The 9,560-nt window shown below is 55.2% G+C and carries 7 protein-coding genes; 6 read left to right on the forward strand and 1 reads right to left on the reverse strand.

Translation table 11 applies throughout. The features are described 5' to 3' along the window. A partial coding sequence (locus QNK41_RS09330; protein ID WP_319256043.1) for a DUF2177 family protein occupies positions 1–404 on the forward strand: 404 nt, incomplete at its 5' end. A 177-nt stretch (positions 405–581) separates the two neighbouring features. Here the strand turns inward: QNK41_RS09330 and QNK41_RS09335 are convergent. Continuing rightward, entirely contained in the window at positions 582–1,538 is a 957-nt protein-coding gene (locus tag QNK41_RS09335; RefSeq protein WP_319256045.1) for a serine protease, read from the reverse strand. A gap of 683 nt (positions 1,539–2,221) precedes the next feature. On the opposite strand from QNK41_RS09335, the gene QNK41_RS09340 reads away from it, so the two are divergent. The 5 genes from QNK41_RS09340 to QNK41_RS09360 all read left to right on the forward strand — a co-directional run bounded on the left by QNK41_RS09340 (position 2,222) and on the right by QNK41_RS09360 (position 9,191). After that, positions 2,222–4,015, forward strand: coding sequence for a CPBP family intramembrane glutamic endopeptidase (locus tag QNK41_RS09340; RefSeq protein ID WP_319256047.1), 1,794 nt, complete (start codon positions 2,222–2,224; stop codon positions 4,013–4,015). Positions 4,016–4,229: 214 nt separating this feature from the next. Then, positions 4,230–6,401, forward strand: coding sequence for a penicillin acylase family protein (locus tag QNK41_RS09345; protein ID WP_319256049.1), 2,172 nt, complete (start codon positions 4,230–4,232; stop codon positions 6,399–6,401). Between the two features lie 81 nt (positions 6,402–6,482). Beyond that, a complete protein-coding gene (locus QNK41_RS09350; protein WP_319256051.1) occupies positions 6,483–6,983 on the forward strand; it encodes a shikimate kinase in 501 nt (166 codons plus the stop codon). 303 nt (positions 6,984–7,286) lie between these two features. Continuing rightward, positions 7,287–7,532 carry a hypothetical protein gene (locus QNK41_RS09355; protein WP_319256054.1) on the forward strand — a complete coding sequence of 82 codons (246 nt, stop codon included), beginning with the start codon at positions 7,287–7,289 and terminating at the stop codon, positions 7,530–7,532. Between the two features lie 126 nt (positions 7,533–7,658). Then, positions 7,659–9,191, forward strand: coding sequence for a class I adenylate-forming enzyme family protein (locus tag QNK41_RS09360; protein ID WP_319256056.1), 1,533 nt, complete (start codon positions 7,659–7,661; stop codon positions 9,189–9,191). Positions 9,192–9,560: the final 369 nt, after the last annotated feature.

The following is a 9,560-nucleotide window of genomic DNA, read 5'->3' on the forward strand; positions in this document are numbered from 1 at the left end:
CACTGTTTTATATCAAACTTTATCTGCTCACCATCCCCGTCTTTTTTCTTATCGACATCATCTGGCTGGGATACCTGGGTCGCGGTTTCTACAAGAAACAAATCGGTTTTATTCTCAGCGACCAGGTCAACTGGACTGCGGCCATCGCGTTTTACCTGATCTATATCGTCGGTATTCTGGTGGTTGCGGTATTACCGGCCCTGGCCCAAGGATCCATTGGGCGGGCCGCCCTGTGGGGTGCCCTGTTCGGCTTTTTCACCTACGCCACCTACGACCTGACCAACATGGCCACCATCCGGGGGTGGCCCCTGGCCATGGTGGTTGTAGACATCCTTTGGGGGACTCTTTTATGCACCCTTGTGGCCGGCGGCAGTTTTTATGCGGGACGCTGGCTTATGGGCTGAACGCGCTGCACATCTATCTGGTCCATGCATCGGCAGCCGTTGTGGGTGTGAATGGTCAGCTGGGGATGTGCCCACCGTAACCGTTAAATGGGTTTCAACATCAGTTCTTCCATTCCCTCCTTGATAAGCGCAACAATGCTATTGCGATCATATTAATCACAAGGCACTCCTCATGTATCAACCGCTTTCATCGAGTAAAAATTCAATGATGGTTTCCAGCGGAGTTAAAAATCCCACTGTCGAGGTTCCCCGGAAGCGACCTTTGATCATGGCCACCAACTGGCCCTGGGCATCAAACACAGGGCTGCCGCTGCTTCCGGGATTGATGGTCATCTCAACCTGCCACAAGGGTTGATCATTCACCAGCCTGGGCGGTCCGTTGATGGTGCCGGGCGACAGGGTTCCCGGCAGGTTGTTGGGGCATCCGATGGAAAATACGCGTTCACCCATTCCCAGCAGGTTTCGACCGGAGGAAAGGTATACGAACGCCCTGGCGCTTGCTGAACACTCAACCAGTGCCAGATCCCGGTCAAGATCCAGGCGGGCGATGGTCCCCGGTATGCTCACCGCGTCGGTAAAAGTCACCGTAACCTGCTGATTATGGGTCAGGTCGTGGGCGGTGCACAGCACCAGGCCTCCCGGATCGACCACAAAACCTGAAAACTGGACATCCCGCCCTCTGGATCGGGTCCGGATACAGACCACCGTTTCGATTCTGTCCAGCACGACCGTGGGAACCGTTTGTCGGCGACGGTGTGCCCGTGGTGGCGCGCTCGGCGACGTTCCAAGCAGATATCCATCAAGATATTCCTGCAGGCGCCGGCAGGCTTGTATGGCGTTTATGTCGCCTTGATGGATGACCGTGGCCACCGAGGCCAGGGCGGATTGGGGCCTGATGGTGATATCCCATTCATCCTCCGTACTCCACGCCGTCAGATGAACAGTTCCGGGACGTGGAAAATCGCGCCGGACCGCATGCCCCTGTGCGGTAAACCATTCGGAGATGATTTCCATCACTTCACTGGCCGGGGCTGCGAGCTGGCTTTCCATGTTGGGGCAGATAGTGCCAGCCCAGGCACCGCCGACGTCTGACATGAAAAGTGCCAGGAGGCATGCAAGGGTCAGGCGGTTCATGATCTTGCGCGGGTTGTCATGCTATCGGTCTCCGGTACATTTTCCGGTTTTCGGGTATCGGCCAATTCGGGCAGGATCCAAACGCTCACCGGCACCAAAAGGTTCGGCAAGCGCCGATCAAATTCACGCATGTTGGTATTTGTCTATCTGTAATTATGAACAAAATCAAATAAAAAAGAGTAGTTTTGAGAGGAATGCCGCCACAACAGCCTAATCGAAACGACCTCATTCGACGGGTAATCACGCAAAGGGCCCCAAGACAATTGCCTGAGGATCGGGCGCCCGTTGCACCTTAACCCCGCCGCCTGATATCATCATCCCGAGAATGGGCCTTCTCAAGGGTTTTACAAGCCGATAGATAGGCCCGTTTGGGTCTGACTATATCGGGAAAAGATACGGTCTGAGATAGGTAGAAGGCTTAAAGATCTCGATAAGATCGTTGGAAAACAAACCCTTGGCCCCTTGACGGCTCGGGTCCTTAAGCCCGATAGATATCAACCAACCCAACGAAATTATTAATATAATTAAATATTCCAGCAATATAGATATGTGTTAGAGGAGGCGTTCGCCGTGGAGGCCAATCATTAACCTGTTGACCCTCCCCGCGCTGATTGTTATGGATGATAAGCACTCTATTGACTCGCATGAGTTGGATTTATCTAAGCGCAGGATTATTTCCATACATGGAAGATACCGATCAATTGCCCTTTGTGCTGGAAAACGCTCCCCTCAAGCAGGATGCCGCCGGGCACGTTTTTCCTGATCGTTATTCGATCAAAGAGGTGGGAACGGACCGGACGCTGACCTGCTTTGAAGCGCCCAACCTGCAGGTCACCATCAAGGCGGGCCTGACCGTTACTGCCTCGGCTGCACGCAAAGCCCCTCCAGGAACCATTTATCTGGATGGTGTCGCCCAGGCGGAACCCTTTCTGGATCACGAAAAAAAAGTCTACAACCTGGACCATCATGAGGGCTGCGTCCGTACCTTCACCCTGGCCACCTGCGAGCAGGCCCTGATCATGTGCGTGAAGGGTTTTGACCTGCGGGACCGGGAATGGAAGATTTTCGCCAACGAACCGGACCTTGACACCATCCTGGCCATCTGGATCCTTCTCAATCATCAGCGAATCAACAACCGGGACGCCATCCACCGGCGTTCCCTTTTCGCGCTGGTCAGGCTTGAAGGGATTATCGATGCGATAGGCCTGGAGCTGCGGGAACTCAGCGGCTTACCGGCTGATCTGCTCCAGAAGCTGATGCGGATCATCGACCGCCTGCGCATGGAAGAACTGGAACTGAAGAAAGGCGGCGAGTGGTCCAAAACCGATTTCCTTGCTTATACCGTCGGCGTGCTGCGGAAGTTGGATCAGTTTCTGATCAAATTGGGGGAACTTGATGATTTCAAGGGTATCGAAGAACTGGCCCGAATCGAGCTGACCAACAATCGTATTGCCGTGGTAGTGGCTTCAGATCTCGGCATCTACGAGCTGGAGCCCCACCTGATCAAACTCTATGGCAACCGACTGGGATGGGTGGCCCTGCGCAGGGGCGAAAAAGACTATACCCTCAGGCAGATGGACCTGTTCATGCCGGTGAACCTGGAGGATGTGTATCAGCGCTTGAACTTCATGGACCCGGCGGTCAAGGGTCGCATAAACGTCAGCCGCTGGGGGGGATCCGGAGATATTGGCGGCTCGCCCCGAAACCTCGGTACACGGCTGTTACCCGGAGAAATTGTTTCGGCCTGCCGCGATGTCATCGAAAAGCGCAGCGACATTCGCCACGTGAAACGGTTTTTATCCAGTGCCGTATTCTCAATGCTGATCGTAATTGCCGCCATTGCCATGGGCCAAAACTGGGAGTCGGCCCGGTGGCTGGGCCGCGAAACGCTCGGCGAGGTTTTCCGGAGTCCGGTAGTCGGATTCCACACCGCGCTCTTGTTTTTTACCACCATCATGCTCGGCATCGTTGCCCTGCGCCGGCCATGGCAGTTTGGTTTGATGTTGCCGGCTGGAAAAGACTGGTGGCGACTTCTGCCCATGGCCATTCTCTGCGGATTTACCGGTGACATGCTGGTGCCCGACAAAATGATGTTTGCCGCCGACCCCGTGGCCGCCTGGACGATTGCCCTGGTCCTGATTCCCCTTTCCCTGGAACTGTTGTTCAGGAGCCTGGTGCACGGCATGATGGCCCAGCTGGCAACCATCCAGGACTCTGAAAGCCGGTGGTTCTTCTCCGGCCCCACCATTGGATCGGCTCTGCTGTATGCGGCCACCATCGGTTTCCAGATGACAATGATGGCAGACTCTCCAATGGCATTCCTGACCAACGGCATCCTGATAAAGTATATCGCTGTGGCCGCCATATTCGGCTTGGCTGCCGGGATGATCCGGGAACGGTCGCACAGCATCCTGCCGGCCTGGCTGTTTCACGCAGCAGCCGTAGCGACCTCGCTCTTTGCCTTTGGACCGGCTTGACAGATACTGAAGCATTGACGCCACCCCACAGCAATAAGGAGCGGATGCGTTTTTTCCAGCTTGCGCACCGCAACAATCTCCTCTCCAAAACCATACCCATCATCAATGGATCGAGGCGATTTGGCGGCCGGAGTCCGACGAGTGGATGTATGGCAGATCTGAACGATTCTGCCGGCAGGCTGTATTACCGTTTCTTTTAACAGGAGTCGACGCGATGAAGTTGAAAAAGGCGCCCGTATACCTGGACGGTAACGACGGAAACATCCATATTCTGAGGAATAGTCACGGCATTCCGGAAATCACCGCGAGTACAGTATCGGATCTGATGAGGGGGTTGGGGTGGGTCCACGCCAACGACCGCCAGATCCAGACCCTGCTCACCCGCATTCTTCTCCAGGGCCGTGCCGCCGAATTGCTCAAGGCTGATGAAGGCCTGATCGAGATCGACACCTACATGCGGCGGATGAATTTTCTACCTGATCCGCAGGAACAGCTCGCCCGGCTTGAACCCGGCACTCGCATGGCCATGGATGCCTACGTGAGTGGATTCAACCACTGGATGGAAGACAACGGGCCGGTGTTCGAATTCGAGCTGATGGGATACAGCCACCCGGAACCTTATGCGCTGGTGGACTGTCTGCGGCTGGGCAAGGTATTCGGGTTTTTAAGCCTGGCCGACATCCAGGCCAATATGGAAAAATTTCTGGTGGAAATGATCCAGAACGGGGTTCCAGAAGAAAAGCTAAAGGAGTTGTTCCCCTATCTCACCGATCCCATCGACACCGATTTGATGGGCAAGATCACACTCTCTCCCCCCCTGGTTCCGGCAGCGTTGAAATGGTTCAACCGGCTCCCCCGGTTCAATGCCTCCAACAACTGGGCCGTGGCCGGCCGCCTCACCCGTTCCGGCTTTCCGATTCTTTGCAATGACCCTCACCTGGAGGTCAACCGCCTGCCCAATGTCTGGCAAGAGGTCGTTCTCCGCCTGCCCGGCAATACCATGATGGGGGTCAGCATTCCCGGAGTTCCCGGACTGATCATCGGCCGAAACAACCGTTTGGCATGGAGCGCCACCTATGCCTACATGGATATGCTGGATTACCGCATCGAACGATGTCGAAAGGGGAAATACTATCGAAAGGACGGCTGGAAACCCTTTAGGCTTCGTGAGGAAGAGATCAAGGTGAAAAGCAAGCCTTCCCTTCGGATAAAAATCCATGAAAATGAAAACGGGCTGCTGGAAGGCGACCCCCATACGGAAGGCCACTATCTGGTGCTGGGGTGGTCAGGAGCCAGTGGCTGCGGGGCAAGCGCTTTTGACACGCTGATCCAGATAATGGACGCAGCAGATGTGCCGACAGCCATGACCCTGTTTCGTCGGGTGGAAGCCGTGGCCATGAATTGGGTGTTTGCCGACACTCAGGGTAACATCGGCTATCAGATGAGCGGTCGCCATTTCAAGCGGGTCGAGAAAATCAGCGGATTGCTTCCCATCGCCGGATGGGATGATCAACTTGACCCGCAGGGGTTCAACGATCCCGACGATTTGCCCAATGTATTCAATCCCCCCGAAGGCATCATCGCCACGGCCAACCAGGATCTCAATTATCTGGGACGTTCGAATCCGATTAACTTGTGTATGGGGCCATATCGGGCGGACCGCATCGTTGCGCTCCTGGAGACCGGCAGTGATCTGGATGTAGCATACATGAAGGACATGCACTACGACCTTTACTCCCTGCAGGCGGAACGGCTGATGGAAGTCATCGGCCCACTGCTGCCGGATACGAAAAACGGCCGCATCCTGAAAGCGTGGGATCTGCGGTATGACGCCGAATCAACAGGGGCCATGCTCTTCGAGTCCGTTTACCGGGCCGTTATCGACGTGGTGTTTGGCGACCACGGGTTCGGACGTGATGTGGTGGATCATATCTTCTCGGAAACCAGCTTGTTCAACGACTATTACGCCAACTTCGACCGAATTCTGGAAAAGCAGTCATCGGCCTGGTTCGACGTAGAAACGAGAGAAAAGCTTTTAAAGCAGGGTATCGACGCAGGCTTGGGTGTCGAACCGGATTCATATGGAAGAACCCGATCGATCTCCCTGGCCCACCTGCTGTTCGGCGGCCGGCTGCCAAAATTTCTGGGGTTCGATTACGGCCCGCTTACGCTTCCCGGATGCAGGGCCACCATCTCCCAGGGACAAATTTTTAAAAATGTCGGGCGACTAACTACGTTCAGCCCCACTTACCGCTTCATTACCGACCTGGCCACCGATGAGATCCACACCAACCTGGCCGGTGGTCCATCGGATAGACGCTTTTCCCGATGGTATACCAGTGACCTGAAAAATTGGTATGAAGGCAATTACAAAGTGTTGCGATGAGGTCATCGAAATTGCTCTGCGGACGGCAGCTGAGAAGTTTCATCAGTGGCAAATCGATATTCCCTTTAAAATGAGCGATGTATGGTAAAAAAGCAAAACCTGATACTCATTGGCATGCCTGGGGCAGGCAAAAGCACCATCGGGGTCCTTCTGGCCAAACGCCTGGGGGTATCGTTTTTGGATACGGACATCCTGATGCAGACGGGAGAGGGCTGCTACCTGCAGGAAACCATTGCCGACCACGGGTTAGACGGGTTCCGCAGAATCGAGGAACGCTATCTGCTCACCGTGCCGCCGGACTGCGGGATCGTGGCCACCGGTGGCAGTGCGGTATATAGCCGGAAAGCCATGGCCCACCTCAGGTCCTTGGGGCCGGCAGTCTACTTGCAGATCGATCTGGTGCCGCTGAAGGATCGTTTGGGCAATCTGGATGAGCGGGGGGTGCTCAGAATGCCCGGTCAGACCATCGACATGCTCTATGACGAACGGTGCCCGCTGTACAAGCGCTTCGCAGACATCACCGTCTCCACGTCTGGTGTGACGCCGGATCGGGTGGTGGCGCAGGTGCTGCGGCAGTTATAACCGGTCATGGCCGTTCAAGATTCACCGGTGGACGGTTTCTTTCACCCAAACTGAGCGATTCACCTTTCTCGAAGAAGGTCGATTGGTAACGATCACGGTTGGGTACCATCGATTGTTGTATTCAAAAAGTGAAACCCATTGGGTTTGCCGATCTCACCCCATCTTCGGCGTTAGATATCGCCGCGCATAGTCCACTATAGCGCAACGACATCTGCCTTGAATCTGCGGCAACCTCGACAATCGCTCAGTTTGGGTTTCAGTAGCGCTCTTCGCCAAAAACCCATAACCGACAAAGGGGATAACATGAAAGTTAAAGACGCCAACCAAAAACTTATTTTGATCCTGCTTGGCATCTCGATTGTCCTCACGCTCCTGTTTTTGACCGGGGCCACCTCTATCGATGGCGCATCCCAGATCGGCAGATATCGAATGACCGCAGTGGTCAGGGGCAACTTCCCTGATCTCTTCGTGATCGATACGGCGACCGGCGTAGTGAAGTGGGTCGGCAATGATGAGGGCAAACCATTTGAGCTGATCAAGGGTCGGTAGCATGCATCATCCAATGCGCATGCTTACGAGTGGATTTCTCTGCTGTTGATTTTTACTGAGGAATAGGCCAAAAACAGGTCGGATCCTTTTCTCTTCTTAACTTCTGCCAACCAAAAGGAGATATCGATGAACATCGGCAGCCTTTTACCTCACCATGCGCGTTATCGTCCTGACCACCTCTCTTTTGTTTGCGGCGGAGAACGGTTTACCTACGAGGCGTTTAACGCTTACGTGAACAAACTGGCCAACGCGCTGCTGGCCTGCGGGCTCGTCAAGGGAAATAAATTCGCCACCGTTCTGCCCAACTGCACCCAGCTCATGGCGGCCTATTGGGCGGCGGCCAAGACGGGCCTGGTGATTGTGCCCAGCAGCACCATGCTCAACGAGGGAGGGCTGTCCACCCTGCTGAAAAACTCCGACACCGCGCTGGTAATCGCCGATGCCGCCTTTGCCGGTGCGTTGGACCATATCCGCAATGATTTACCGGCCATCGGCGATGATCGCTACGTGCTGGTGAATTTAGACGGCCAGCGTACAGGATTCCGCAGCTATGACGAATTCGTGGATTCTGCAAACGAGAAAAACCCGCCGGACGTGCCCATCGACGACCACGACATGTATAATATCATGTACTCCAGCGGAACCACCGGCGCACCCAAGGGAATCGTGCACACCCACTATGTCCGGGCCATGTACTGCACCATCTTCGCCGCCTCCTGGCGCATGACACCCGAAAGTGTGGCCCTGCACGCCGGTGCCATCGTCTTCAACGGCGCCATGCTGGACCTGATGCCCTGGATGTTTCTGGGCGCCACTTACATTCTCCATGAGAGCTTCAATGCCGAGGCCGTCATCGCCGACATCGAAAAGGAGAAGGTAACCCATGTGGTCATGGTTCCGGCCCAGATCATAGCTATCCTCAACAGCCCGGCCTTTGAACCGGCGAAACTGGCCTCCCTGGAGATGATCCACAATGTGGGGGCCCCGCTGCTTTTGGAGTACAAGCACCGCCTCAACGAGTCGCTGCCCGGGCGTTTCTACGAATTGTACGGACTGACCGAGGGATTCATGACCGTACTGGACAAGCATGACGCCGTTCGCAAGGTGGGTTCCGTGGGAATCCCCGCACCATTCATGGAAATGCGCATCCTGGATGCGGAGGGGCAGGAATGCGCACCCGGAGAGATCGGTGAAATCTGCGGCAAGAGCCCGATGATGATGCCCGGTTATTACAAGCGGCCCGACCTGACCGAAAAAGCCATTATCGACGGATGGCTGCACACGGGGGATTTGGGATATGTGGACGAAGAGGGATTCCTGTTCCTGGTCGATCGTATCAAAGACATGATCATTTCCGGCGGCGTGAACGTCTATCCCAAGGATATCGAGGAGGTGGTGATCCGCCACCCGGATGTCAGCGAGGTGGCGGTGATCGGCGTGCCCGATGAAAAGTGGGGCGAGGTACCCATTGCCGCGGTGGTGCTCCACCGCGAGGCCGCGCTGCTGCCGGAAGAGTTGATCGACTGGACCAACAGCCGGGTGGATGCCAAATTTCAGCGCATCCGGGACGTGGTCATCATGGAATCGTTCCCACGAAACATCGCCGGCAAGATGCTCAAACGCGAAATGCGGGAGGCATATAAGCGACCCGCGGTCTGAGGTCGGAAGGCCGGGGACCGGGAATGTCCAACCAGGAAATCCTCAATCCCCAATCGTTTATGCCTCAATCAAATCGATTGAGGAGGCATGACCAGGGTCTTGCCCTCGGCCACCTGTTTATCGTCCTGATTTGTCCAGGTCAGGGACAGTCGCACCCATTTGCGGGCTTCCAATTTTTCGTATGATCTCTCCGGTGCAGGTAATGGTGTCGCCGAGGTAGGTGGGCACATTGAATCAGGTTCAACAACTACTTGCAATTCACGTCGTGCGTTGCTTGACAAGGCATCATCCCTATACTAACAAAAATAGTGTTCATCTTCACCTTTCCCATCAATCATCAATCGACATGACCCGTTCCACCGTATATCA

This window comes from Desulfosarcina sp. (genome assembly GCF_033791525.1).
Taxonomy (GTDB): domain Bacteria; phylum Desulfobacterota; class Desulfobacteria; order Desulfobacterales; family Desulfosarcinaceae; genus Desulfosarcina.